This window comes from Tenacibaculum halocynthiae (genome assembly GCF_964512825.1).
GTDB lineage: Bacteria > Bacteroidota > Bacteroidia > Flavobacteriales > Flavobacteriaceae > Polaribacter > Polaribacter halocynthiae.
On the sequence record NZ_CAZELG010000021.1, the window covers coordinates 360,387 to 384,973 of the forward strand.

Here is a 24,587-nt window from a genome sequence, read left to right on the forward strand (position 1 = left end):
TCTTATTTTACTATTCTATTAACTGTAATTACACTAAATGTATTTGAATTCACTGTTATTCTAATATTTCCTTCACTATTTGTTACGTAATAATTTTTTCCTTTTTTTTCAAAAAACATTAAGTCTGTCTTTTTTAAAGTTTTAAGAATATAAGATTCAATTTCTTTTTTTGACAGCTTACTGTTTAACTTTTTATTTATTCTATTGTAAACAAGTTCAGTATAACAAATGTTCTTTATAATTTTCTCTTTAATCATTATAATATAGCACTAAAATTTACTTACCACAACTATTTCAAAAGATTAAGTACCATTAAATAATCTTCTGAACTCTCTTTAAGTATTTCAAATCCTAATTTAGCATACATTTTAAATGCATAATTTTTCTTTTGAACACTCAAAGATGCTTGCTTATACCCTTTATTTACCAAACAAGAAATCATTTCCTTCATTAATAATGTTCCTATTCCTTTCTTTCTATATTCCTTGAACAAGGAAATAGCAAATTCAGGGGTCTTATCATTAATATTGCCAAACCCTTTAATTTTATCAGCCAATATTCTAACCCAAACTGCTCCTATAATTTTACTATCAATAATAGCTACTAAACAAAAGTCATCTTCTTTTTCTTTAAAATTATCAATGTAAACACTAACTTCAGGAAGTTTAATTACCTCTCTTGGTATAAGATTAAGTTCATCAGGCTGATAAATAGACTCATATAGCATGTTTTCAAGAATTGCTATTTCCTCAGGTTTTATTTCTCTTATAACTAATTTACTTTTCCCTATCATTCACTATTTATTTATTAAAATCTAACGTTGTTTTCACTAAACATTATCAATAGAAATAATGACTATTTAGTAAATATAACAAACGTTAGTTTTTCTTGTTATTCTATACTTACTTTTCCCAATCATTTTTTAAATACTCTAGCGCATTTTCAAATACTATTTTTGGTGGCTTAGGGTTAAAGTCCAACTCTTTCCTTGACTTACTAATATCATAGTCTTGCTTTAACCCATAAAACATATCTAAATAATGTCTCTGTAGTAGAGGTTCTTTCTTAGTAATTTTACTGCTAAACTCCATTAGGCTTGCTATGATGTATAATAACCATTTTGGAAGTTTATGAGGAACTTTTAAGTTTAATTCTGGATATAAATTAGATGCTATTTTTACACTTTCTTGCAAAGTAGTATGTTTTTCATTTGACAGTATATATCGTTCACCATTTCTACCTTTTAACATTGCATTATAAAGTCCTTGTGCAACATCTTTTACATCTACCCAATTTAAAGTTATACCAGTATCAACCGGTACCTTTCCTTTTAAAACTTGTAATACAAGATTATTGGAATAACTTAATTTAAATGCCTCTGAACCAATCATTGCAGATGGCAAAACTAAAACTGTTCTTATACCATATTTTTCCCCTAATTCTAATGCTAGTTTGTCTGAGTCATTTTTAGAATTATAATACCAATTTCTACGATCTTTATTATACCCATTATTTACATTCGCGGGTAAAATAGTAAAGTCTAAAGAAGCTACCGAACTAACATAAACAATGTTTTGAACTCCGCTTTCTTTTGCTATATCAAATACATTTTGAGTTCCTTCTAGGTTAGTGTCATAAATTTCAACTTTCGGGTTTATAGCCCACATATTAAAATTTGCAGCTACAGCATATACATTTGTAACTCCTACAAACGCTTTTTTTAATGAACTTTTATCTGTAATATCAGCTTCTACAATTTCACAATCTAAACCTTTAAACGGTTCCTTTTTATGAATATCTCTAACTGTCGTTCTTACTTTTTTATTTTCTGAAAGTAACAGCCTTATTAAGTTATTTCCTAAATGTCCGTTTCCACCTGTTACTAATGAAATTTCATTACTCATTTTCTATACTTTTATATTTAGGTAAATTTCCCAAGCTTTTGAATAAGAAAAAATAACATTTGTTAGAAAGTGATTTGTTTTCGAATACGGCTTAAAGATTGTGGTTGTACTCCGAGAAAAGATGCAATATTATCAACAGACACTTGCAATGCTAATCTTGGATAGTTCTTAACAAATTTTATGTAGCGTTCTTTAGCTGTTAACATTTGAAAATCTTTAACTCGTTCAAGCTTGCATTTTAAATGTTCATTAGTAATATCTTTCACTAAAGGAATCCAAAAACTAGCTTCTTTTTCTAAAACGTCATAATGCACTTTAGATATTTTAACTAATTTACAACTTGTTATAGTTTCATAATAATCATTAGAAGGTGTTTGGGTTATAAAACTATCTAAAGATGTAAAAAAGTCAAACTCAGAAACCAAATGTTGTACAACTACTTTTCCATCAATATTTTGATATCCTTTTACAATTCCTTCACTTAAAAAATAAATATAATTCTCTACTTTACCTTCTTTTAAAAGAATGGTTTCTCCAGAAACTTCTTCATAAATGAAATACTTTTTAACTAAATCAATATCTTTTTTAGTCAAAGTTGTTTTTGATTGTAAAAATTCTAATAAGTTTTCCATTTTATATATCAATGAAATTTTTATTTCAATTCTCCATTTTTTTTAAGAAAAGAAAATATTTTTTTATCAACTTCAGAAATAATTTCAAAATCATTATAACTTAGCCATCTAATTTCTTCAATTTCGTTACTTGCTTTTAATGTACCTGAATATTTAGCTTTATAACATCTCATTACGACATTTACACCTTTTTTTGCTCCATCAGATTGAGCTGAAAAAGCACCTATATATTCTGCTGTATCAGGTAATACAATGACACTTAATTCTTCAAATACCTCCCTGCTTAAAGTTTCTAGATCACTTTCACCAATTTCTCTTTTTCCTCCAGGAATGTAATACTTAGTTTTTCCTTTTGATTTTGTGCTTAAGATTTTTCCTTCTTGAATTTCAATAAAAGCTATTTTGTCTATTTCTTTCATACATCATAAAGCTTATTTAAATTTATTGCAACAGTGCCACATATAAATACTACAGTTTTGTACGCGAATATTTTTCAAAAAAACTACACAGCCTATATATCAAGAACGAATTTAGTGTTATTCCTATACATTTTTGTTATGTCTAATTTTCTTTTTTTAGTTTCCATTTTTGGAGTCCTCCAAACAAGAATAGAAGCCCTATAATTAATGCTATAATAGATTGAATGGTTTCAAGCTGTGTTGTAGTTCCTTTAATAATGTTATATGATTGTTCTCCAATTCCTCGAAATAGATATATCAATGCAATAGTAAACACACCTAATTTTAAATATGGCAGCTTTCTAATTTTACCACTTGCAGAAAGTCCATAAGTCCCAAAAACAAAAAAGATGATGGCTACAAAGAATGTCAGTAAATATGGGTAAGAAAAATGAATTTGAGTAAGCTTAGCCATTTCTTTAGTTACGCCTGTTCTCTCAAACATTTGCTCTGCCCAAAATAGCCCTATCAAATGCCCAAAAGCAATTACTATATTTATGTATCCTCCAATTTTAAGCATTTTTTTTTATTTTTTTAAATCCAATAATTCCTAATACTCCTATTGGGAAAAGTAAGATCCATTGTGGTGCAAGCGTTGATAGTATTATACTCGAAAAAATAAATGCAAATGAAAAGGCTATATATAAAAAGCTAATGAAACGAATCAACTCAACATTGAACGCTTCTTTTTTATTGAAACCTCTTTTTAAAAAAATAATAGAAGAAGCAAATAAAATAATTGTAACCATATGCCAAACACCTAACATCTCAGTCTGCACTTGAGTTTCTATATTACTTTTTAGTAATGGATTTATGAGATCAACTTGACCACCAATTAAATGTAAAAATGTGGTAAACAGGTTTAATATTCCTGCAATAATCCAATATGTATTTTTTGTTTTCATTTTTTTAAAACTTTATAAATTGATTCAGTTCTATTTTTACTTTATATACATAATCATTACACTGTTTTTTGTAGCGAATCATTTCGTGATACCCTATTAGATATTTATAGAATAATATAGCTTTTACAGAGGCATCATTTATAGAAAATCCTATTTCAATAAGTATGTTTTTGACATAATCAATCCTTTGGTTATCTATTTCATCAACTAGTAATTGAATTTTCTTGTCTTTAAGTCCATATCTTTTTAGAAAGAAAATAAAATCTAAGTATGGTTCTTTCTTAAACACTATCTCTATTAATTTTTCAAATTTCTCTTTACCTGACTCTTCGCTTTCTATAGATGATATAATTTTATTAGTATCTGTAGTAATCCAGAATGAAATTATTTCATTTATAAAATCTTTTTTCGTTTTGAAATGCCAGTAAAAACTTGATTTGTTTACTTTTAATTTTAAAGCCATTTTTTCAACGACAATACCCGATACTCCCTGTTCTGAAAACAATTTGTACCCTAAAAATATCCAATCGTGCTTTTTTGCTATTATTTTAGGCATTTATTTAGACGTTTACGTTTAATTAAACAAATATAGGAATGTTTTTTAATAAACGCTATCGTTTATTAAAGCTTTAAAAATGTAATTTGTTTTGAGTAAAGTTTGATATTATTTAATATCCTAACCAATAAAACTATGGTTTTGTGATTAAAATCATTAAATTTTCAGTTCAAATAAAGGATGAATATATTAAGAATTTTGCTTCCTTTCTTATTTCAACTTATTCTTTAGATACAGTTTTTATTTTATTTCAAATGAAACCCCCGATTCAAAACCAATACTATTGTGTCCTTTATTAGGGAAATATAAATTTGCATTAGAATTGTGTCTAAGCGTTAAACGAAAATCAAATAATAGTTCTTTTTGTTTATATGAAAATCCAACCCCTAAAACATCAGAAAAAGCAAAACCTTTTTTTAACCTTTCTGTATCTACTGCTGAAATCATTGGACCAATACTTCCTAAAAAATAAGTACTAAAATTATTTAAAAGTCTATATCTTACAACAATCCCCACATTAATTGCATATTCTTTAAATAATTTTCTTTTTGTAAACCGTTCTCTTTTTTCAATATAATTCGGCCCAGGAGTTACGAAGTATTTATTTAATAGTTGATGTTCAGAAAAATACAAACTAGGTTCAACAAGTAATTCATAACTAAAATTTCTATTTTGCTTTAAGAGATAATTGATTTGAATTTTTAAAAATTGATTTTTATATAGATAATCAGGATCATTAAAAGGAAATATGTCTTGAAAAGATTTCCCATAATTTAAACCTATTAATATAGTAGCATCTTTTTTTTCTTCATCTTGAGATCTTACTTTTAAAATCAAAAAAACACTAAAAAAGAAAAAGAAATATAATTTCATAGTTAGTTTAATTGTTCTGTTAATTCTCATTTATAAACTTAATATGCTTATAAAAATCCACAACAGAACATGTGTTTCTTATTCGTATAATAAGGTTGCTAAAAATAAGAAAAAGATTTGTGTTTAAACATAAAAAATGAAAGCTACTATTAGTATAATACATTTTTTAATCTCTCAAAAGCCTCTTCAGCAGTAATATCACGTTGAGGCATTCCAAACATTTCATACCCAACCATAAATTTTTTAATTGAAGCACTTCTTAATAAAGGAGGATAAAAACTCATGTGCCATTGCCAATATTCATTAGTATCGGCACTAATTGGAGCTTGATGTATACCACTAGAATAAGGGAACGAACATTGAAATAGTTTATCATATCCTTTTGTTATTTTTAATAACACCTCTGCAAAATCTGTTTGCTCTAAATTTGTTAAATCAGCTATGGTAGATTGATGCTTTTTAGGTATAATCATAGTTTCAAATGGCCATACTGCCCAAAAAGGTACGAGTAACACAAAACTTTGATTTTCATATAAAATACGTTTATTTTCTTTTAACTCTTGGTTTAAATAATTTACCAATAATATTCTGTTGTTTTCTTTGAAATACTTAAACTGTTCTCTATTTTTTTTAACTACTTCGTTAGGTATTGTAGCTTGACCCCATATTTGACCATGAGGATGAGAATTACTACAGCCCATTACTTCACCTTTGTTTTCAAATATTTGAATATAATTTATTCCTTTCTTTTTACTTAAATTGACAAATTCTTCTTGCCATAATCTTATAACCCTAACAATTTCTTCAATCTCCATATTAGCCAAGGTCTTGGAATGATCAGGACTAAAACAAATTACTTTACAAATTCCTTGTTCTAACTCAGCTTTTAAAAGTCCCTTAGATATTAGTTTTTTAGGTGTTGAACTTTGTAAAGCTCCAAAATCATTAGTAAACACAAATACATCCTTATAGTCTGGATTTTTTTCACCATTAATCCTCGTATTTCCAGCGCATAAATAACAATTAGAATCATGTATTATCTTTTCTTTCTCAACAATAGTCTCTTCCTTTCCTTGCCATGGACGTTTTGCTCGGTGAGGTGAAACCAACACCCATTCACCAGTTAGAATATTATAACGTTTATGTGAATACTTTTCTAAATCTGACTCCATTTTTATCTTTTAACAAGATGTATCAGCTATTATTTTCCATTCACCATCTATCTTTTTAAAGATGATCATAAAAACTCCATTAGCATTACCTACTTTTCTAATTAAATAATACTCACCCATTACAAAATATGCTTCCTCTTTTATTTTTGAAATATCATTTATTTTGAATTTTAATGTTCCAGAATGATCTTTTGTTGGATATCCTTTCTTATAATTTTCTAATGTTTTTTTCCACCCATATGTCAGTCCATTACTTCCATAAAATTTTAAAGAATCATTTTTCCAATACCCATTCATAAAACCTTCTAAATCATGTTTAGACCATGATTTTTCTTGTTCTTTAATTATAGCTAAAATTTCATTTCTATCTGTTTCTTCAGACACATTTTCTGCTTGAGGTACATTACAAGCTACTAGACCTACAGCGAAAATAAAATAAAATATTTTTCTCATTTTTATCTCTTTATATTAATCTTGTTCCATTTTCTAAAGTTACTTCATAAACACTACAATTATGGTTAAATTGCTCTTGATATGCTCTTGTAATTTCTTCTACACATTGTTCTTTTTTATTTTTTTCAATTATATTAATTGTACAACCTCCAAATCCTCCTCCCATCATTCTAGCACCTATTATTGCCTTAAATTTTTTCGCTTCCTTTACTAAAAAATCTAACTCATCACAACTAACCTTGTATTGTTCAGACAACCCTTTATGGGATTCATATAATAAAGCACCTATACTTTCTACATCCTCATCTAAAAGCGCTTTAGTAAACTGAACAGTTCTTTCATTTTCTTCTAAAACATATAATCCTTTTTGATACTCTTCTTCAGTAATTTTACTTTTTAAAACATCTAAATCTTTTTTACAAACATCTCTTAGCGATTTAGTATTTAATAGTTTTGCTATTTTCTCGCATACAGAACGTCTTTCATTATAAGCGCTATTTACCAATGAATGCTTAACATTACTATTGATTAATAATAACTGAAATTCTTTTAAATTAATAGTATAAAAAACAGACTCCATACTTTTACAATCAAGGTGAAAAGCCATTCCTAGCTTTCCAAACATAGAAGCATATTGGTCCATAATACCACATTTCACTCCTACATAATTATGTTCTGCTTGTTGAGAAATTAATATTAATTCCTCTTTTGTAAATTTTAAATTAAAAACTTCATTTAATCCAAAAGCAACCCCATTTTCTAATGCTGCAGATGATGATAATCCAGCTCCAATTGGGATATCTCCAGAAAAAATTAAATTAAACTCAGGAATTATTATGTTTCTTTTTTTTAACTCTGCTATTACCCCTAATACATAATTCTCCCATTTACTATCTTTAAGTGGTTTTATATTTTCAATACTAAACTCATAAGTTTCTTCTCTATCTATAGCTGTAATACTACTTTTAGCTAACGAAGACTCTTGAATAGCAATGTAAATTCCTTTGTTTATAGCTGCTGGAAAAACAAATCCCTCGTTATAATCAGTATGTTCACCTATTAGATTAATTCTTCCCGGTGAAAAAACGAGTAATGGTTCTTTTTTAAACCCCTCTATAAATTTTTCTTTTATTTTCTTAATCAATTCCAAATTCATTTTAAGAAAAGTAGATATATGAATAAACAACTATTACACTAATAACTAAACCAGCTATAGTTACATATTTCCATGGAGTTATATTAACATGTTTTGTGTACACTAAATTAAAAGAGTTTTTCCTTGGCTGTAGCTTTCCTATAACCAACATGATTATTATATTAAGAACAAATAAAATGGCCATTACATGTAAAAAATGGGGATAATTCTCTTTCCCAAAAACATATGGTTTAAGTACAAACTGGCTAATAATATATAATAATGAACCAGAAATAATTCCAATTTTTGCAGCTTTAGCTGGTACATGCTTTGTAAAATATCCAACAACAACAATTGTTAAAATAGGAATTGAATAAATTCCATTAGCTTCTTGTAAATAACTAAATATACCACCTGCATACAGAAGTAAAGGGGCTACACACATTGCTATAATAGTTAATATAATCCCAAAACTTTTCCCAGCTTTTATAAGATCTATCTCAGAAGCATCAGTTTTAATGTGCGATTTATAAATATCAACACTATATAAAGTTATTGAAGAATTCAACGTCGAATTAAACGATGATAAAATAGCTCCGAATAATACGGCAGCAAAAAAACCCACTAATTCATTTGGCAATACTTTTTTTACCAACTCTGGATAAGCCTCATCTGGACTCTCAAGAGTATTTCCAAAAATGTAAAAGGCAATAATTCCAGGTAATACAACAATTAAAGGTCCTAAAATTTTTATAAAAGCAGCATATATTAATCCTTTTTGGCCTTCTTTTAAATTTTTTGCTCCTAGTGCTCTTTGAATTATGGCTTGATTTGTTCCCCAGTAAAATAGCTGCACTAACATCATTCCTGTGAAAATAGTTCCAAAAGGAATCGAAGATCTTTCATTTCCAATAACTTTGAATTTTTCAGGTGCCTTTTCAGTTAAAATAATAACTCCATCAATAATACTATCATTTCCTATTAAAAGCAATCCAAAATAAGGAATTAACAACCCTCCTATTAATAATCCAACTGCATTAATTGTATCAGATATTGCTACTGCTTTCAAACCACCTAAAACTGCATACATAGCACCTATTAATCCTATACCCCAAATTGTTATCCATAAAGCAACTGTTTTATTTACTCCTAATAATTGAGGTATATCAAACATACTGTTCAAGGCAAGAGCTCCTGTATATAAAACAATAGGTAATAATACAATAACATAGCCTGATAAAAACAGCCCAGATGCTATTGTTTTTGTCATTTTATCATATCGTGTTTCTAAAAATTGAGGCACGGTTGTTATACCTTCTTTTAAATATTTAGGTAATAATACAATTGCTGTAACTACCATGGCTATTGCTGCTAGTGTTTCCCAAGCCATTACTAATATCCCCTCTTTAAAAGCTGCTCCGTTTAATCCAACAATTTGCTCTGTCGATAAATTGGTTAATAAAAGTGATCCAGCAATTACCCAACCTGTTAAACTTCTTCCTCCTAAAAAATACCCATCAGATGTTATTTTTTTTGTTTGTTTACTTTTATAATAAGATATTACAGCAACTATCGCTGTGAAAGTTAGAAACGTAACAAATTGCATAACTATAATTTTTTAGGTTGTATTATAAATGAATATTTATAAGGTAATTTTGCTGGTATGGTATATTCTGGATGTACTAATCTTCCCCAAGAAGTGTCTCCTCCTACTCCCATTTGTAAAAAATCAATATTCCATTGAATTGTATTTCCTATTTGAATATCGGCTCCATGTTTTTTAGTTACTGGCACCAATCCAGAGGCTGAAACACTAGCTTCTTCGCTAGAAAAATCTATTTCTTTCATACGAAAGGGCCATATACTTGTATTTAATAGGTTCTGATTTAACCCAGTAACTTTCAAAGACAACTTTTTTGATACTACTTTTACCCAACGAACATCTGTTTTATTTCCTGTTTCTTGAGGTCTTGAATATCTATGAAATTGTTTTAAAATTTCACCTGAATATACACCAGTTTTTTGACCAGTTTTTCTATCCCAATAAGTTTCTTCTGGTCCTTTACCATACCATGAAATTACTTCGAAATCATTAGGTAATGTAACATACATCCCTATTTTTGGGATATTTGGTAATTCTTTTTTTAATGGATTAAATCTATATTGAATACTTAAACTACCGTTGTTATTTAAACTATAAAATACTTTTACTATTGCTATGTTATCAGGTAAATAATATTCTACTTCATAAAAGACTCCTTCATCAGTTACTATTGGTTTTTTCACTAATTTAGAAGTATAATCATAAGTAGCATTTTGCCAAATCTTAGCCCATTTATCCATTCCATTCCCAAGGTCATTATCGGTGGGTGGTCTCCAAAAGTTAGGACGAATCGCTTCTTTTGTTATTTCTTCTCCTTCAAAAACCCACGAATTTATTTCTCCAGAAATAGCATTAATTTTTAAAATTACTTTATCATTTTTAACTTCTAAAGTATTTTCTCCTGAATTAATCGTTAGCCTATTTCCTTTATTTTCATTTTCGTCTAAGAGATTTCTTTTTTGAAGCACAAATTCATCCCAAGCCACTTCATGATTAGCTGGAATTAAATTCATTTTATTTTTTTGACACAAACTAACTTGGAAAATATACTCTTTTAATGAATGAAACTTAGGTAAACTTCCAATATTTAAAACTACACTCTCTTGAGGTTTTATATCAATATTTTCTTCCTTCATTTTTAAAATTTCTTTTCCATTTTCTAATAATTTCCAAGAAATAATTTTATCAGATAAATCAGTAAAAGAATTCTTGTTTGTTACCTTTATTTTACCATTTCCTATATACTCAAAATGTACTGGCTCGTATACTTTTTTAACTTCTGAAAGATGTGGATGAGGATTTCTATAGGGGTCTACTAATCCATTATTTAAAAAATTACCATCTGTTGGTAAATCAGGATGATAATCGTGTCCATAAGCCAAATAAGGTTTTCCTTTTTCATCTTTATATTCTAGGCTTTGATCTACCCAATCCCATATATAACCTCCTTGCAAATTAGGATACTTTTCTATAATATTCCAATAGTCTTGTAAATTCCCTACTGAATTCCCCATTGCATGTGCATATTCAATCATTACAGATGGTTTCTTAGATTTTGATTCCCCGTGCTTAATTAAGTATTCAGGCTTAGGGTACATTGGACAATACACATCTGTATAATCTTCTTTCCCTGCTGGCTCATATTGTACTATTCTATTTTTATCATGGTCTTTTAACCATTTATAAGTGGCTTTGAAAATCTTTCCTTCTCCTGCTTCATTTCCTAATGACCATGAATAAATAGACACATGATTTCTATCTCTATAATACATTCGTTTTGTACGCATTAAATGTGCAGGTAACCAACTCATTTCATTACCTATTTGTGTTTTTTCACTTATTGCCAACGGATGACTTTCAATATTTGCTTCATCAATTACATATAATCCATAAGTATCACACAAATCTAACCAATATGGAGAATTAGGGTAATGAGAGCTACGTACTGCATTAATATTATTTTGTTTCATCAAAGTAATATCTTTTAACATTGATTCCTTAGAAATTACGTGACCTGTATATGGGTCGGTTTCGTGTCTATCTACCCCTTTAAAATAAATTGCTTTGCCATTAATTAATACCTGTGCATTTTTAATTTCAACTCTTTTAAATCCTATCTTTTTAGTTACGTATTGATTTTCTTCTTTCCTATTTTCATCTTCTAATAAAATTTTTAAAGTATAAAGATTTGGTTCTTCAGCAGACCATGATTTTACAGCTTTCAAATTATTATGGGCAACAACTTTAATTGTTGTATTTGCAGGGATACTTATTTCTTTTTTTTCTAAAATAACTACAGAATCATTATCAATTACTTGTGTAGTTATTTTTTTACTTTTTAAACTATTTGTTGAATTAGTTATTAAAATTGTTCCTTCAAATACTCCATTTTTATAAGAGTCATCCAAATTAGTTTTAATATTAAAATCTTCTATAAAAACCTTGGGCCTAGTATACAAATAAACATCTCTTTCAATTCCGCTCATTCTAAGCATATCTTGACTTTCTAAATAACTTGCGTCTGACCAACGAAACATTTGAAGAGCTATTATATTGGAACCTTTAGTTAGATAAGAAGAAATATTGAACTCAGCAGGTGTCTTACTTCCTTGTGAATATCCAACATAGTTTCCATTCACATATACGTACATTGCAGATTTAGCTCCAGAGAAGTGTAAAATAACATCCTCTAATAAAAAATCACTTCTTAGGTCTATTTTTTTTCTATAGGTTCCTACTGGATTATAATCTTCTGGAGCATTCGGCCACTTAGTAGTAAAAGGAAAACGTTCATCTAAATATATTGGATACCCATAGCCTTCCACTTCCCAATTTGCTGGAACAGGAATTGTTTTCCAATCAGTATCATCAAAATTGATGTTTTGAAATGTTTTTGGTCTTTTTTTAGGATCTTTTGTCCAATGAAACTTCCATTTCCCGTTCAGGTTTATAAATCTTTTAGATTCTTCTTTTTTTTGAAGGTTAGAAGTTTCATAACCAAAAAAAGAAGCTCTTGGTGCTAGCTTATTTTCTTCAAAAACTTTATGGTTATAATGATTTACTTGTTTAGAAACTTCAATTAATGATTTGGTTTTACAACTATTAATTAATAATAATACACTAATACTAAAAGTAACTATGTTCAGTTTCCTTTTCATTCTATATTACTTTTTTGCATTAAATCTTCTTTAAATATTTTCTTTAAATAGAATAATAGCTCATTCGCATTATCTTTAGAAAACACCATAGGAGGCTTTATTTTTAAAACATTATTGTCTACACCATCAGTACTCATTAAAATTTTATGATCCTTCATTCTGTTTGCTAAATACGAAGCTTCTTCTGCTAAGGGATTCATATTCTTAGTAACTAATTCTATTCCTAGAAATAAGCCTTGGCCACGAATATCACCTATAATAGGGTAATCTCTTGCAAGCTTCTTTAACTCGTCCTTTAAATAATTACCTACTTCTAGCGCATTTTTCTGTAGTCCATCATTTTTTACAGTTTCCAAAACTGCTTTACCAACTGCACATGATACAGGGTTTCCTCCAAACGTATTAAAATACTCCATTCCGTTTGCAAACCTATCAGCTACTTTTTGAGTACAAGCAACAGCAGCTAATGGATGTCCATTTCCTAAAGGTTTACCTATTGTTACAATATCTGGAACTACATTATGTAATTGAAATCCCCAAAATGTTTTTCCCATTCGTCCACAACCAGTTTGTACTTCATCAGATATACATAAGCCTCCTTCATTACGTACATATTCATATACCTTAGTTAGAAAACCTTCTGGTAATTCTACTTGTCCACCACAAGAAATAATAGGTTCAATTATAAAAGCCCCTACGTTTCTACCTTTCTCTTTTATTTTGACTATCTGTTTTAATACTTCTTTTGCATATTTATTATTAGCATCCTTATCTGAATATTTCCCTCTAAAAGTATCTGGTAATGGTATAATATGTGTATGTTCAGGTGCACCTGATCCTCCTTTACCATCAAATTTATACGAAGAAATATCTATGCACATATTTGCATTTCCATGATACCCAACTTCAGAAGCAATTATATCACGTTGCCCTGTATTTGCTTTTACCATTCTAATTGCCAACTCATTGGCTTCAGAACCTGAATTAACAAAATGCAAAACATTTAATTCTTCTGGTAATGTTTCTATTAATTCTTTTGCTAGTTGATTTATATTTTCATGTAAATACCTAGAGTTCGTATTTAGCAATGCCATTTGTTGTTGTCCAGCTTTTACAACCTGCTTATGTTCATGACCTACATGTGCTACATTATTTACTGTATCTATGTATTTATTTCCAAACTGATCAATTAAATATATTCCTTGACCACGTACCATTTTAACAGGCACTTTATATTGTAAACTAAGACTCTTACCTAAGTGTTGTTTTCTATACTTAATTATTTCTTGGTTGCTCTTCGTTTGTAGATTATTTAATACTTCAGACTTAAATAATAAATTTGGATCAGGGCAAATACTTTTCCATACTTCAACTTCTGAATGTAAAGCTACTCCCGGAAAATCATTTTCAAAGTGTAGCATTGATAATAATACTTGAAAATGTAAATGTGAAGCCCAACTTCCGTTTTCCTCTGAATTTCCTAAAAACCCTATACAGTCTCCTTTTTTAACTGGATTACCAACTTTAGCACCTTCTAAACTATCCATTGATAAATGACCATACAGGGTATAGAATTCAATATTATTTTCTTTATGTTTTACAATAATTAAACCTCCATATTCTTTAAACTTATTATTGTTTGTTACAGTAACAATTACACCGTTAATAGGAACATGTACTGGTGTTTTTGAAGGCAACCAAAAATCAATTCCTAAATGAATTGTTCTCTCTTCTCTTCCGCTATTTCCAATAACACTAAAATCTTCTGAAGTATATAATGACCTAGCTTCTAAATATCCTCCTGCTATTAACTTTTCTTGTTGGCTTTTTTGTAATTGATTAATTTTAAATTGAAACAGTTCTAAATCATTAAATTCTGAACTATGACCTAACCATAAACTTTCAACACTTAAATCTAATGGATAAATGATTTCCTTTTTTATTGTAGGAAATACATCGGTGAATGTTATTTCTTCTTCTTCTACCCACTTTTCAAATACTTCTTGATTAGGGTGTGCTTTATATCCACAAGCTTCTCTAAATGAATATTCTGAAAACTCTGCTGAAATGTTTCTCCATTTTTTTAAAACCTCCCAAGCTGGTTTTTCTGAGATTAGCAAGTACGTGTTGTCAGGTTCCTTTTCCTTATTAATAGCCGATTTAGTAACTGAAATTACTAATCGCATAGCAATAGCGTTGTATAAGTGTTTTAATTCTATTTCTTCTAAAGGAAATTCAAAATGATATCCTTTTATTATTGGTAAAGAAGCATCTAAAGGATTATTATGATGCATAATAGCATATGCACAGGTAATAGCTAAATCATTTATAACCTGAGTATAAATAGCATCACCATAGTCAATTGCAGCCTTTACTTTTGGAGCAATCAAACTTTCCGAAACAATTACATTATTATCATTTGCATCATTATGAACTACAGCTTTTCTAAGCATATCATACGACTCTTTACTGAATTCAAATCGTTCTTGAAAAAAAGATAAAATTTTCTTTTCTTCAGAAGAAAATAAATTGAGATACTCTTTTGTCCATAAAGACTGAGCAACGTCCCATTCAAAATAACGATAGGCTTCCGTATGATCAAACCCTTGTAAAGCTTTAGTTAATATACCACACTGTTTTCCTAAACTAAAGCGTAAATCATTTAACTGAGGATTTACACTACTCCATACTCTACCTGAAATCCATGTTAACAAGCGTACTTTTCTTATGTTTCCGTTTTCATCAATAATTTCAGAAACAACTCTTCCTTTTTTATCTGTTATAACTTTAGGTGCTTCAAAATCACTTCCTTTTTTTTCTATAAAGCGTAATAATGATTGCTGAAAATCTAAATAACCAGCGTCTTCATTTAAACGAGAGATCTTTAAAATATACCCTTCTTCATTTTTAATTTTTATCCTAAAATTAAAATCAACTTCCCCTGGTAACTCTGAAACTTCCCCTTTTATATTAAAGAGGTCAAATAAAATTTCTTCAGCTTCTTTTTTATTAATTTTTATTTCTGTGTAATTCATTTTAATCTTTTTGTAATAACATTATAATATGTGCAGCACTCCAACTAAAATTTTGAGCATTTAATCCTTTTCCAGTAATTGGATGATAGTTTTCTCTTATGGATTTACCTTTTTCTAAAACACCATTTGCTCCTACTAAAATTTGCTTTGTTGCCTTATTAGCTTCGTTTATAAAACCATAATTATGAAGCCCTTTTACTCCAAAATATGCTTGATCTAACCAATTCGGACCTCTCCAATATCCTTTTAAAGGATTAAATTTTTCATGGTCTGCACTCATAGTTTGAAATGGTACTTTTGTATAAAATTTTGCAGGATTCATCATTTTATTTTTTATCTTTTCTGCTTGTTTTTGCGATGCTACTTTAGCCCAAAGCGGAGTCCACCCTTCACTTCCTTCACCTTTTATAAACTTTTCACCATCAATACTAGTATCATAAAACCATCCTTCTTTTTCATCATAAAATTGTTGCTGTATCAATGCTTTTAACTGTTCAGCCTCTTTTAAAAAAATCACTCTATCATCTTCTTTTTTTTCTATTTTTGCTAGTAATGCTAAATATTTTTTTTCAGCATATAAATAAGCATTTAAATCAACACTTTCTTGATTTAAAGAATAAGCTCCTTCAGAATTTTTAAGAATTTTTGAGTTATCAAACCGAATTGCATTATCCATTCCACTTTCCCATTTCGCTGCTACTAATGAACCATCAGTTGAACCATACTCGCAAAGTCCATCTTTATCATGATCTCTTTTGTTGTACCACCATTCATGGTATTTTTTAAGCTTTGGATACATTTCTTTTACAAACGCTACATCCTTTTCTTTTTCGTATATTTTTACAACAGCCCAAGCAGCTAGTGGTGGTTTTGTATCTCTATAATTATGTTTTTCTATAAGTGTATCTCTATATACGCAGTCAGCTACAAAACCATCATCATTTTGAAAATCAAACATTAATTTTATTTGTTTTTTAGCTAATTCAGTATTGTAATATGACAATCCTACTGCATGCTTCCATGAATCCCAAGACCAAAATCCATTAAACCATTTATAGTGATAACTAGGAAACAATCCTTCATGCTTTATTTCGCCAGCAGGTATTCGCCAATTATTTTGTAATGTTAACTGCGCTTTTGCTAAAACTTGGGTATATTTACCTTCTTTAAAAGTTGTTTTCTTGTTAGATATTAAGCTTTTTAACTCCTTTAACTTCTCACTTTTCCTTTCTTTTAATATAGTATCGAAGTCTATTGCTTTAATTGATTTTAGTTCATTATTCCAATCATATTCAGGAAAAATAAATGTTTGAGATATGCTATACTCTTTTACTTCTTTTGGCTTTATACTCACCACGTTTTTTGCCTGATAATGTAAACTATCAACTAATTTTACAATAACCTTATCAGGAAATTTCAAATATCCTTTTGCTTTAGATTTTACTGAATTAATTTTTAAAATTTTATCTTCTAATTCAAAAGACAATCCATCTGCAAAAACTGGAGAATGTCCCCAAATAAGTTCTAGTTTAATATTTTTATTTGAGGTATTTTTTATCGAAGTTTTAATAAGTGCCGTATGACCATTTTTATACACCAGTTTTTGAGAAACTTCAAGGTTCTTATTTTTATAATCTTGTTCTAAATGACTAGCATAGCTTTTTGAGTTATTTTTTTGTAAAGCAATAGGAAAATCATTTTTTTCAATAATATTTAAATCTACAAATGAAGTAGTTAGCCAAACACCATTTTGTTGTGTCATTAAAAAAGGGCCAGAAAAACCTATTGACTCTCCTACGTTTTCATGAAAACTATATCCAAACCATGCCCCTTGATCAGAAAAAATTAATCCTTTTTTATCAAATTTTTCTTGTGGTGAAAAAGTGTAATCAAGAATATTTGAATACTCATTTAACTTTATTTTCTTTCCATTCTTACTGTTTTGTTTACAGCTAAACAACACAATAGATAAAACTAATATTATATTTATTTTTTTAACCATTCTGTAATTGAATTGTCCATTTAATGTTAAATGTTTCTTGTGAGCTGAGTTCTTTTAAACCTATTTTGTTATTAAAACTATTTGCGATACCTGTTACAGGTTCAATAGCAATATAATTTTCTATTTCTGAAGTATACACTTGTAAAAAATTATTGTTATTGGATGATTTAACATCTATACTATAGTTGGATGTTATCAAGGATGCCTTTCCATTTTTAAGTTCATAGCAATTATCCCTATTTTGATTACCTATCAAAAAATTTTGTTTACCATCTAAATCTTTCATAGCAATTGGTATCATTTTTTCATTGTGTACTATTATGCTTTTACTATCAAACTTCAATAAACTATCTTTTCTGTTTTCTGTATAAAAATAAGGATGCCATCCAATTGTAAAAGGAAAAGATTTATCGTCCTCATTTTTTACATAAACATCTAATGTTATTTTATCTTTATAAAGTGTATATATAAGTTCAACTGAATAATCATAAGGAAACCCTATTACTTTTTCTTTACTGATGTACAGGAGTTTTACACTTACATTATCAGCCGTTGTTCTCCTCTTGATTTCAGTAAACTTTTTATTATATAACAATCCATGTATGGCTTCTGAACCATGACTATTATCAAACGTATACTTTTCTTTTTTATAAATATATTCACCTTTAAAAACTCTATTCACAAAAGGAAATAAAACAGCTGAAGCATACGACTTAAGATAGGGTTCTTCCTTTGAAAAATCATTAATTATTTCTTTTCCATTAAGTAATAACTTCGTTAAAGCACCTCCATTACACAGTGAAATATCTGCTTTAGAATTACCAAATTCTAAGTGAATTAAATTTGTTTTGTTATTTTTCAACTCCAATATTTATAAAGATTTTCTAAGTATTAAATTATAAGGGTTTGCTATTTTTACTTTTTCATTATTAATTATCATTGATGCTAATCTTTCTCCCATACCTTCAAAATCTGTAGATATAGTTGTAATACCACCTTCTACAATCTCTTTTAATAATGTATCATTATATGAAATAACCCCAATATCTTTAGATATTTCAAATTGACTTTCTTTGCACTCTTTTATTATTCTAATTAAATTTCTATCATCAGGAATTATATATACATCTCCATTGCAAATTTTGTAATCATTTAAAGTTTTAATACACTTACCAGTAACATTATAATCATTACAGAATTTTTGAAAACCAAGTAGCAACCCATCTGGTTGTTTTTCTTTGTCAAAAAGAAAAATTAATTGCTTATACTTTTTAAGTAAATGTTTACACCCTACCAATCCTTTATAAATATCCTTTTCAAAATCTTGAAATATTGAAGGATATTCCGAAATCTCTTCTTTTGTTTGATCTAAAATATATACTTTATCTTTTGGTAACCTTTCCAAAACACTATTAAGATTATTTAACTTAGCAGGCATCACAACATAATAATTATACTTTCCTAGATTATCAAAAATTAGCTTTTGAAAAACATCATAATTAAAATGATGAAAGAAAATATCTACCTCAATGTTATTTCCTAATTTGTTTAAAAAGGAATTATATAAATCTTCTTTAAAAGCATTTAACTCATCGAAAAGTAAAAATATTTTTTGACGAATATTAATACTCTCACTATTTATATAATACCCCTTACCTGGTATTGATTGTACTATCCCTCTTGCTTTTAAATCACCGTAAGCCAACAATACTGTATCTCTTGAAACTGAAAGCTCTTTTTTAGTTTCTCCTATAGAAGGAAGTTTATCTCCTTTTTTATAAGTACCATTAAGTATAGCCTCTTCAATAGACTTTATAATTTGTTTATACTTTGGTAATCCTACTTTATCTTTTATACTAATCTTCACTCTACGAATATATTAAATAAAAAACCAACTGGTAGGTACTAGTTGGTGTTTTATAAAAAAAATACACTCACCAATATGTTACCTAAATACAAATCCTTTTTTCATAGGGTCTTGAGGGTCAATAATAAAATTTTGTTTTCCAGTTATATGTGCAGTTCCTTCTACTTGAGGTATTACAGCTTTAAAAGTTCCATAATCTTCTTCTGAAACTACCGATCCTTTAAATACTGAACCAGTTATACTTTCAATACTCATAGTATCACCAAAACCTATTTCTTTTCTTTTTTTATGTATAGCCATCCTCCCTGACACTCCTGAACCTGTAGGGCAACGATCTACTTCACCTTCTGCAAAAATACAAACGTTTTTACTATCAACTCCTGAAGATTGTTTCATATTATCTATAAAAATAGTTCCGTATAAAAAGCTTAAATCATTTTCAAACGGATGTAAAATTTCTTTATCAACTTCCATTACAGCATGCTTTATATCCATTCCTTTCGCTATTAATTCTCTGTATGATTTTGGAGTTAAATCAAAATCAAAATTATTTTTAGCCATATCAACATAAGCGTAAAATGCACCACCGTAAGCTAAATCATAAGTCACTGGTCCTATCCCATCTAAAATAACCTCTCTATCCAAACCAACTACAAAGCTTGGAACACAATGAAAGCGTACTCCAGTTACTTTTCCGTTTTTAACATTTGCATAAGATGTTATTCTTCCACAAGGAGCATCTATTTTTAAAATGTTATCTCCCTCCTTTATGGGTATCCAATTCATTTCTATTGCTAATGTTGAAATTGCAATAATTGCATGTCCACACATAGTAGAATATCCTTCATTATGTAAAAAAATCACACCAAAATCGCCATCATCATCATTTGGTGGTAACAAAATACAACCATACATATCGGCATGTCCTCTAGGTTCAAACATCAATGCTGTACGCAAATAATCATAATTATCTTTACAATAACGTCTATATTCTAATACATTGTCCCCTTTCAATTCAGGAAAACCATCTACAATTACCCGTAAAGGTTCACCTCCAGTATGCATATCAATAGTTTTAATTTGCATCCAATTTTCTGGTACACTAAATTCAGTATTTTTTAAAATATTTTGATATGTATTACTCATTGGTATATTTTTTATAATAATAATTAGCAGCTGTTAAATCTTCTAACGCATGACCTACAGATTTGAAAAAAGTAATTTCACTTGAAGATACTCTACCTTCTTTTTTATCTGTACATAATTCAAATAAATCAGCCTTCACCTCTTCTTCTTTTAGAATACCTCTCTGTAATGGAATTAATATATCTCCACTTTCTTTTAACCCTCCTTGATAAGTATCTACATAAATTGATGACTTTTTAACCGCCTCATCATCAGCTTCTCTTGTATCCTTTTTATAAGCACCTACCAAATCTACATGCTGACCTTCTTTTAAGTATTTTCCTAAAACCAAAGGCTTAGGAGATAATGTTGCACTAGATATGATATCAACTTCTGAAATTTTATCTTCTATATTTTTAACAGGAACACTTATGTAATTCTCTCCTTTTAATTGGTCACAAATTCTTATTGCTTTTTCATAATTACGCCCCCAAACATAAACTTTTTCAATAGCACGTACCGATGCGTGCGCTTTAATCAAATTCACAGATAATGCACCAGTACCTATCATCAATAAACTTTTAGAATCTTTTCTTGACAGAAATGATGACGCTAAAGCTGAAGCTGCTGCTGTTCTTTTAACCGTTAAACTCTTGGCTTCTAAAATAGCTTTTATGCTTCCTTTTATGGCATCTAAATAAATATAAGTTCCTTGTATTGATGGCATATTAAACTGTCCATTTTCTGGACTTACTGTTACTATTTTAACTCCTGCATTCTTACTGGGGTTCCAAGCAGGCATTAATAATAATGTTGAGTCAGATTTCAATTCAGGATTTGGAAAATCATGATGGTGCCTCATAGGCACTATTATCTCATTACAAGAAAACATTTTTTTTAACTCGTTTACTAACTCTAAAAACACTGTATTTTGCTCAATAAACGTGTCTGATATTTGTAGAATTTCATTCATGATACTAAAAGTATTAAATTCTTAAAAACTACATTCAATATTACCATAATAAAGAATAATATTATACAAACTATAGCTAAAATAGTATCACTAGCTATTTCTGAGAGCTAGTATCTTTATGTTATAAATTATTTTTTATGAAACATCTTAGAAATACAATTGTATTCGTTTTTTTAGCCTTTATTGGTTTAGCATGTAAATCTTCAAAAGAAGATATTAAAGTTCAAAATTTTAAAACTCAATTACAAACTTTATTTCCAAAAGCTGAAATTGATTCTATAGCAAGTAAAGATCATTTTAGTGAATCATATAGAGTTATTTTAGATCAAAACCTCAATCCTAAAAATCCTTCAGAAGGGACTTTTAAGCATTATATATATGTTTCACATAGTGCTTATGCTAATCCTACTGTTTTAATCACTGATGGTTATGCTTCATATAATAGAACTAGTGAAATAAGTAAAGTATTTAAAGGAAATCAAATTATTGTAGAGTATCGTATGTATGGTAAATCAAGACCAGAACCACTTCCTTGGAAACACTTAACAAACGATAATGCTATTGAAGATTACCATAATCTTGTTACCAAACTTAAAACTTTGTACAAAGGCAAATGGATTTCTTCAGGAATTAGTAAAGGAGGAGAAACTACGTTAATTTACAAATCAAAATATCCAAACGATATTGATGTTGCTGTTCCTTATGTTGCTCCTATGATTAATGGATTAGAAGACCAACGTACTACTAATTTAATTAACTCTGTTGGAAGCTCTGAATGTAGAGACAAGATTAAAAACCTACAAAGAAAAGTTTTAAAAAATAGAACAAAAGCACTTGATGCTTTTAAGGAAATTGCAGCTAAGAATAATTTACAATTTAACGAGGTTCCACATGAAGAAGCTTTAGAATATGCTGTTTTAGAGTTTCCTTTTTCATTCTGGCAATGGAGAGGCGGTAACTGTGAAGAAATTCCTTCAATTGATGCGCCTATTAAAGATTTAGTAAACTACATACATAAAGCTGTGGGTATTGGATTTTATTCAGATAAAGGTTATAAGAAATATCTTCCTTCATTTTATCAGCACATGAGAGAATTAGGATATTATGGGTTTGATTTTGCCCCTGTAAAAGATTTACTAAAAGTAGTTACAAGTACCTCTAACAAAAGATTTGCTCCTAAAGATGTAGATCTAACTTACAATTCAAAATATATTAAGGATGTTAGAAACTATGCTGAAAATAAAGGTAATAATATTTTATATATTTATGGAGCATACGACCCTTGGGGTGCATGTGCACCAACTCCAAAGCCAGAAGTTGATGCCCTTAAAATGGTTTTAGCTAACTCAGATCATAGCACTAGAATTAAACATTTTTCTAAAAAAGATCAAGATAAAATATATGCTAAACTTCAAAGTTGGTTAGGTGAAAAAACACAGATTTATAAATTATACAATAATTAAACAACAAACCAAATGATTGGAATTGGAGGTTCAACAATAGCTGAAGAATTAGCAAAAATAAAACCCAATATTAATGATATTCAACCAATACAAAAGGAAGAATTTCAACAACGTATACAAAAAGCTTCAAGCTTATTAAAGAAGATGAATGCCCAAGCCATGTATTTACATGCTGGTACTAACTTATTTTATTTCACTGGTACTAAATGGAACTCTAGTGAACGTATGGTAGGTGCTATTTTATTTTCAAATGGAGATATAGAATATATAGCTCCTAAATTTGAAGAGGGTACTATTCTAGACTTTATGCTTATTCAAGGAAAAGTACAATGCTGGGAGGAACATGAAAGCCCATATGAGCTATTTATAGCTCTATTGGAAAAAAGAAATATTAACGGTGGAACAGTTTTTATAGACGAAGCTACTCCTTTTTTTGTTTCTAATGGTATTTCTAAACTTACAACAAGTTACAATTTTGAAGATGCTAAAACTATTACTGCTTCTTGTAGAATGGTAAAATCTAAAGCCGAAATAGCTATTATTCAACGTGCAATGGATATAACTTTAGAAGTTCAAAAAGCAACTGCACGAATTTTACATATAGGAATCAGTACAAAAGAAGTTACAGAGTTTATCCACGAGGCACACAAGCGCTTCGGCATACCTTCTGGTTCTTATTTTTGTATAGTTCTTTTTGGAGTAGATTCTTCTTTTCCACATGGTGTAAAAACCCCGAAAGATTTAGAAGAAAATGAAATTGTTTTAGTGGATACTGGATGCCAATTACATGATTACATTTCAGACATTACTAGAACATATGTTTTTGGTACTCCTACTAACAAACAACGTGAAATATGGAATATTGAAAAAGAAACTCAACTAGCAGCTTTTAATGCCGCTCAAATTGGTAATTCTTGCGCTTCTATTGACAAAGCTTCCAGAGCTGTGTTAGAAAATAATAAATTAGGTCCAAATTACAAGTTACCTGGACTTCCACATAGAACGGGACATGGAATTGGTCTAGATATTCATGAATGGCCATATATTGTTAGTAACGATTCAACTATTTTAGAACCAGGAATGTGCTTTAGTAATGAACCTATGATTTGTGTTCCTAGAGAGTTTGGAATTCGACATGAAGATCATATTTACATGACAGAAAGTGGTCCTAAATGGTTTACAAAACCAATGCTTTCTATAGATAATCCGTTTGGAGAGTAATAACACTTATATAAAAAAGGCTACCCTCTATGTATGGGTAGCCTTTTTAATT

General features: G+C 28.9%; 22 protein-coding genes. 2 read left to right on the forward strand and 20 right to left on the reverse strand.

Annotation, left to right across the window (positions count from 1 at the left end; all coding sequences use genetic code 11):
- Positions 1 to 2: 2 nt before the first annotated feature.
- The 20 genes from ACKTTQ_RS08610 to lhpI form a co-directional block, all read right to left on the reverse strand.
- Positions 3 to 257, reverse strand: a complete 255-nt coding sequence (locus ACKTTQ_RS08610; protein ID WP_093871662.1) for a DUF3781 domain-containing protein — start codon at positions 255 to 257, stop codon at positions 3 to 5.
- Between the two features lie 32 nt (positions 258 to 289).
- Positions 290 to 793 carry a GNAT family N-acetyltransferase gene (locus tag ACKTTQ_RS08615; RefSeq protein ID WP_113787395.1) on the reverse strand — a complete coding sequence of 168 codons (504 nt, stop codon included), beginning with the start codon at positions 791 to 793 and terminating at the stop codon, positions 290 to 292.
- A 109-nt stretch (positions 794 to 902) separates the two neighbouring features.
- The gene (locus tag ACKTTQ_RS08620) at positions 903 to 1,904 is read right to left on the reverse strand and encodes an NAD-dependent epimerase/dehydratase family protein (protein ID WP_408048962.1); all 1,002 of its coding nucleotides are present in this window, start codon (positions 1,902 to 1,904) and stop codon (positions 903 to 905) included.
- A gap of 62 nt (positions 1,905 to 1,966) precedes the next feature.
- Positions 1,967 to 2,536, reverse strand: a complete 570-nt coding sequence (locus ACKTTQ_RS08625) for a Crp/Fnr family transcriptional regulator (protein ID WP_299134992.1) — start codon at positions 2,534 to 2,536, stop codon at positions 1,967 to 1,969.
- 20 nt (positions 2,537 to 2,556) lie between these two features.
- Positions 2,557 to 2,955 carry an NUDIX hydrolase gene (locus ACKTTQ_RS08630; protein ID WP_093871666.1) on the reverse strand — a complete coding sequence of 133 codons (399 nt, stop codon included), beginning with the start codon at positions 2,953 to 2,955 and terminating at the stop codon, positions 2,557 to 2,559.
- Positions 2,956 to 3,097: 142 nt separating this feature from the next.
- Positions 3,098 to 3,514: a hypothetical protein gene (locus tag ACKTTQ_RS08635; protein ID WP_093871667.1), complete on the reverse strand. Its 417-nt coding sequence runs from the start codon at positions 3,512 to 3,514 to the stop codon at positions 3,098 to 3,100.
- Entirely contained in the window at positions 3,507 to 3,899 is a 393-nt protein-coding gene (locus ACKTTQ_RS08640) for a hypothetical protein (RefSeq protein ID WP_408048963.1), read from the reverse strand. Before ACKTTQ_RS08640 ends, ACKTTQ_RS08635 begins: the two co-directional genes overlap by 8 nt.
- A 4-nt stretch (positions 3,900 to 3,903) precedes the next feature.
- Positions 3,904 to 4,455 (reverse strand): TetR/AcrR family transcriptional regulator, encoded by a 552-nt coding sequence (locus ACKTTQ_RS08645; RefSeq protein ID WP_408048964.1) that lies wholly within the window; start codon positions 4,453 to 4,455, stop codon positions 3,904 to 3,906.
- 240 nt (positions 4,456 to 4,695) lie between these two features.
- Positions 4,696 to 5,358, reverse strand: coding sequence for an acyloxyacyl hydrolase (locus ACKTTQ_RS08650; RefSeq protein ID WP_113787400.1), 663 nt, complete (start codon positions 5,356 to 5,358; stop codon positions 4,696 to 4,698).
- Between the two features lie 119 nt (positions 5,359 to 5,477).
- Positions 5,478 to 6,500 (reverse strand): UDP-glucose--hexose-1-phosphate uridylyltransferase, encoded by a 1,023-nt coding sequence (locus ACKTTQ_RS08655; protein WP_408048965.1) that lies wholly within the window; start codon positions 6,498 to 6,500, stop codon positions 5,478 to 5,480.
- A gap of 9 nt (positions 6,501 to 6,509) precedes the next feature.
- Positions 6,510 to 6,953 carry a YybH family protein gene (locus ACKTTQ_RS08660; RefSeq protein WP_408048966.1) on the reverse strand — a complete coding sequence of 148 codons (444 nt, stop codon included), beginning with the start codon at positions 6,951 to 6,953 and terminating at the stop codon, positions 6,510 to 6,512.
- A 10-nt stretch (positions 6,954 to 6,963) separates the two neighbouring features.
- A complete protein-coding gene (galK, locus tag ACKTTQ_RS08665; protein ID WP_408048967.1) occupies positions 6,964 to 8,109 on the reverse strand; it encodes a galactokinase in 1,146 nt (381 codons plus the stop codon).
- Between the two features lies 1 nt (position 8,110).
- Entirely contained in the window at positions 8,111 to 9,694 is a 1,584-nt protein-coding gene (locus ACKTTQ_RS08670) for a solute:sodium symporter family transporter (RefSeq protein ID WP_408048968.1), read from the reverse strand.
- Between the two features lie 2 nt (positions 9,695 to 9,696).
- Entirely contained in the window at positions 9,697 to 12,849 is a 3,153-nt protein-coding gene (locus ACKTTQ_RS08675; RefSeq protein ID WP_408048969.1) for a glycoside hydrolase family 2 TIM barrel-domain containing protein, read from the reverse strand.
- The gene (locus ACKTTQ_RS08680) at positions 12,846 to 15,884 is read right to left on the reverse strand and encodes an aminotransferase class III-fold pyridoxal phosphate-dependent enzyme (protein WP_408048970.1); all 3,039 of its coding nucleotides are present in this window, start codon (positions 15,882 to 15,884) and stop codon (positions 12,846 to 12,848) included. The genes ACKTTQ_RS08675 and ACKTTQ_RS08680 overlap by 4 nt, the downstream gene beginning before the upstream one ends.
- 1 nt (position 15,885) lies before the next feature.
- A complete protein-coding gene (locus ACKTTQ_RS08685) occupies positions 15,886 to 17,886 on the reverse strand; it encodes an MGH1-like glycoside hydrolase domain-containing protein (RefSeq protein ID WP_408048971.1) in 2,001 nt (666 codons plus the stop codon).
- Positions 17,879 to 18,748, reverse strand: coding sequence for an aldose 1-epimerase (locus ACKTTQ_RS08690; protein ID WP_408048972.1), 870 nt, complete (start codon positions 18,746 to 18,748; stop codon positions 17,879 to 17,881). Before ACKTTQ_RS08690 ends, ACKTTQ_RS08685 begins: the two co-directional genes overlap by 8 nt.
- A 9-nt stretch (positions 18,749 to 18,757) precedes the next feature.
- A complete protein-coding gene (locus ACKTTQ_RS08695; RefSeq protein ID WP_093871679.1) occupies positions 18,758 to 19,753 on the reverse strand; it encodes a GntR family transcriptional regulator in 996 nt (331 codons plus the stop codon).
- Between the two features lie 78 nt (positions 19,754 to 19,831).
- Complete coding sequence (locus ACKTTQ_RS08700) at positions 19,832 to 20,899, reverse strand: proline racemase family protein (RefSeq protein ID WP_408048973.1); 1,068 nt, start codon at positions 20,897 to 20,899, stop codon at positions 19,832 to 19,834.
- Complete coding sequence (gene lhpI, locus ACKTTQ_RS08705) at positions 20,892 to 21,851, reverse strand: bifunctional Delta(1)-pyrroline-2-carboxylate/Delta(1)-piperideine-2-carboxylate reductase (protein ID WP_408048974.1); 960 nt, start codon at positions 21,849 to 21,851, stop codon at positions 20,892 to 20,894. The genes ACKTTQ_RS08700 and lhpI overlap by 8 nt, the downstream gene beginning before the upstream one ends.
- Positions 21,852 to 21,988: 137 nt before the next feature.
- On the opposite strand from lhpI, the gene ACKTTQ_RS08710 reads away from it, so the two are divergent.
- Together ACKTTQ_RS08710 and ACKTTQ_RS08715 are read left to right on the forward strand one after the other, a co-directional pair.
- Positions 21,989 to 23,314, forward strand: coding sequence for a S28 family serine protease (locus ACKTTQ_RS08710; RefSeq protein ID WP_113787410.1), 1,326 nt, complete (start codon positions 21,989 to 21,991; stop codon positions 23,312 to 23,314).
- Between the two features lie 12 nt (positions 23,315 to 23,326).
- Positions 23,327 to 24,535 carry a M24 family metallopeptidase gene (locus ACKTTQ_RS08715; protein ID WP_408048975.1) on the forward strand — a complete coding sequence of 403 codons (1,209 nt, stop codon included), beginning with the start codon at positions 23,327 to 23,329 and terminating at the stop codon, positions 24,533 to 24,535.
- The last annotated feature ends 52 nt before the right edge of the window (positions 24,536 to 24,587 follow it).

Bases quoted from the DNA above. Each gene is read 5' to 3' on its own strand.
- ACKTTQ_RS08610 (WP_093871662.1), bottom strand. From the start codon at position 257: ATGATTAAAGAGAAAATTATAAAGAACATTTGTTATACTGAACTTGTT.
- ACKTTQ_RS08615 (WP_113787395.1), bottom strand. From the start codon at position 793: ATGATAGGGAAAAGTAAATTAGTTATAAGAGAAATAAAACCTGAGGAA.
- ACKTTQ_RS08620 (WP_408048962.1), bottom strand. From the start codon at position 1,904: ATGAGTAATGAAATTTCATTAGTAACAGGTGGAAACGGACATTTAGGA.
- ACKTTQ_RS08625 (WP_299134992.1), bottom strand. From the start codon at position 2,536: ATGGAAAACTTATTAGAATTTTTACAATCAAAAACAACTTTGACTAAA.
- ACKTTQ_RS08630 (WP_093871666.1), bottom strand. From the start codon at position 2,955: ATGAAAGAAATAGACAAAATAGCTTTTATTGAAATTCAAGAAGGAAAA.
- ACKTTQ_RS08635 (WP_093871667.1), bottom strand. From the start codon at position 3,514: ATGCTTAAAATTGGAGGATACATAAATATAGTAATTGCTTTTGGGCAT.
- ACKTTQ_RS08640 (WP_408048963.1), bottom strand. From the start codon at position 3,899: ATGAAAACAAAAAATACATATTGGATTATTGCAGGAATATTAAACCTG.
- ACKTTQ_RS08645 (WP_408048964.1), bottom strand. From the start codon at position 4,455: ATGCCTAAAATAATAGCAAAAAAGCACGATTGGATATTTTTAGGGTAC.
- ACKTTQ_RS08650 (WP_113787400.1), bottom strand. From the start codon at position 5,358: ATGAGAATTAACAGAACAATTAAACTAACTATGAAATTATATTTCTTT.
- ACKTTQ_RS08655 (WP_408048965.1), bottom strand. From the start codon at position 6,500: ATGGAGTCAGATTTAGAAAAGTATTCACATAAACGTTATAATATTCTA.
- ACKTTQ_RS08660 (WP_408048966.1), bottom strand. From the start codon at position 6,953: ATGAGAAAAATATTTTATTTTATTTTCGCTGTAGGTCTAGTAGCTTGT.
- galK (WP_408048967.1), bottom strand. From the start codon at position 8,109: ATGAATTTGGAATTGATTAAGAAAATAAAAGAAAAATTTATAGAGGGG.
- ACKTTQ_RS08670 (WP_408048968.1), bottom strand. From the start codon at position 9,694: ATGCAATTTGTTACGTTTCTAACTTTCACAGCGATAGTTGCTGTAATA.
- ACKTTQ_RS08675 (WP_408048969.1), bottom strand. From the start codon at position 12,849: ATGAAAAGGAAACTGAACATAGTTACTTTTAGTATTAGTGTATTATTA.
- ACKTTQ_RS08680 (WP_408048970.1), bottom strand. From the start codon at position 15,884: ATGAATTACACAGAAATAAAAATTAATAAAAAAGAAGCTGAAGAAATT.
- ACKTTQ_RS08685 (WP_408048971.1), bottom strand. From the start codon at position 17,886: ATGGTTAAAAAAATAAATATAATATTAGTTTTATCTATTGTGTTGTTT.
- ACKTTQ_RS08700 (WP_408048973.1), bottom strand. From the start codon at position 20,899: ATGAGTAATACATATCAAAATATTTTAAAAAATACTGAATTTAGTGTA.
- lhpI (WP_408048974.1), bottom strand. From the start codon at position 21,851: ATGAATGAAATTCTACAAATATCAGACACGTTTATTGAGCAAAATACA.
- ACKTTQ_RS08710 (WP_113787410.1), top strand. From the start codon at position 21,989: ATGAAACATCTTAGAAATACAATTGTATTCGTTTTTTTAGCCTTTATT.
- ACKTTQ_RS08715 (WP_408048975.1), top strand. From the start codon at position 23,327: ATGATTGGAATTGGAGGTTCAACAATAGCTGAAGAATTAGCAAAAATA.